This window comes from Stenotrophomonas sp. 2YAF22 (assembly GCF_052114665.1).
GTDB lineage: Bacteria > Pseudomonadota > Gammaproteobacteria > Xanthomonadales > Xanthomonadaceae > Stenotrophomonas > Stenotrophomonas indicatrix.
This window is the reverse complement of the sequence record NZ_JBFRFE010000813.1, coordinates 1-1,537: the sequence shown is the minus strand read 5'-3', so window position 1 is coordinate 1,537 and position 1,537 is coordinate 1. Positions and strand designations below refer to the sequence as shown.

The following is a 1,537-nucleotide window of genomic DNA, read 5'->3' as shown; positions in this document are numbered from 1 at the left end:
GTACATCACCGCACGCCTGAAGAACTCGGCGTACTCACGCTGCTGCCGCAGCTCCAGCAGTTCGCGATCCTGCTCGCTGAGGCTTCCATCCTGCTCAAGAATCTGGTTGAAGAAACCATCTTCGTGATACTGGGTAAGTGACTTGGTGTGCTTGGACGGCAGACGGATCGTGATTGATACCTTGCCGGCGTCGCAGGCTGGCGGAATCACGAACTGTGCGCGCTGCCCGGTCGGGAAGGTCAGGGACACCACCGGATCGGCATCGGTGATGCGCTGACCGGTGTTGCTCTCGTTGACCACCGCGGTGCAGAACTGCCGGGCCCGCTCGAACGTCAGACCCGGCACATCCACATGCTGCCACCCTGCCCGCGTCTCCAGGTACAGCTCGCCCGGACGGTTGATGCAGATTTCCGTCACGTCAGGCGAGGTCATGTACTCGGCGATGCCCAGCACTTCGTACTGATAGCGCAGGAAATCGCTGGAGACGAGGGCGAGGGGTGACACTTCGGCGTCCATGATGGTTCCGGGTTACCGGCGCGGGTTCAGCACGCTGGTGAAATCAACGTCCTTTGCGACGTAGACATTCACGATCGTGCCCTGGTTGATGGTGACAGTCGGCGGACGACGACCTTCGCTAAGGGCCTCATTGGCCAGACGCTCCATGGTGCGCGCGGTAGCGCTCTCATAGGGCGAGCGGACAGCGAACCCATTGCTGGCGACGGTGGTCGACTCCGGACCATGCTCTGCGGCGGCGTACTTGAACGCATCCGCAATCAGGCTGATCATCAGCGCCGAACCGATGCGGCTGGCCCAGTGAGCGCTGTACTGGCCCGGGTGACCGGCGCCACCCAACTGGTCCACGCCAGGGCTCGACATGGCAACGTCGATGCCATTCGGGGTGGTGATGCGATCCCAGATGACTTCAACGCGCTTGCCAGTGGGGCCGCCACCGTATGCACCGTAGATCTTCGAGCCCTTCGGCAGCAGCAGATTGCGGCCATTGATCGAATAGACCGGCTCGGTCACCAAGCAGGACGTGTAGCCTGCAATATCGGTAATGATGCGGGTTTCGAGTACGCAGCGCAGGTAAGTACCTCGCACCAGCAGCGCATCGGGGCTACGGATGTAACTGGCGTTGGATACATCTTCCACATCCGGTCCGCGACGCACCTTGGCTGGCGCGCCAGCCTGCCCGCCCATCATCGCCGCCTGCATCTGCAGGGTACGGGTCAGCTCATCGCCCTGTGCAGCCTGGCCTTCCACAGCATCGCCGTTACCAACGAAGCCTCCGTTACCCACACCCATGCGGCGCTCGGCCAGGGTCGGGCCACGCGGACCTTCGCTCTCGCTCATGCTCAGCGGCGACGGTGCGCGGGTCGGTCCCACCGGCTCCTCGGGCAGCAACGGGAGCGGCTGGGCCACCGGAATCGGTGCCGTGGCCGGATTGTCTGCGCCCACGTTGGGCAGATTCCGGTGGCCCAGCCGCTCCCGTTGCTGCCCGAGGAGCCGGTGGGACCGACCCGCGCACCGTCGCCGC

General features: G+C 64.1%; 2 pseudogenes. Both read right to left on the bottom strand.

Annotation, left to right across the window (positions count from 1 at the left end):
• Window positions 1-516: pseudogene (locus tag AB4Y84_RS21360) on the bottom strand (P-type DNA transfer ATPase VirB11); the annotation flags it as partial.
• Window positions 517-528: 12 nt separating this feature from the next.
• Window positions 529-1,431 (bottom strand): annotated as a pseudogene (locus AB4Y84_RS21355) (TrbI/VirB10 family protein); the annotation flags it as partial.
• Between the last annotated feature and the right edge of the window lie 106 nt (window positions 1,432-1,537).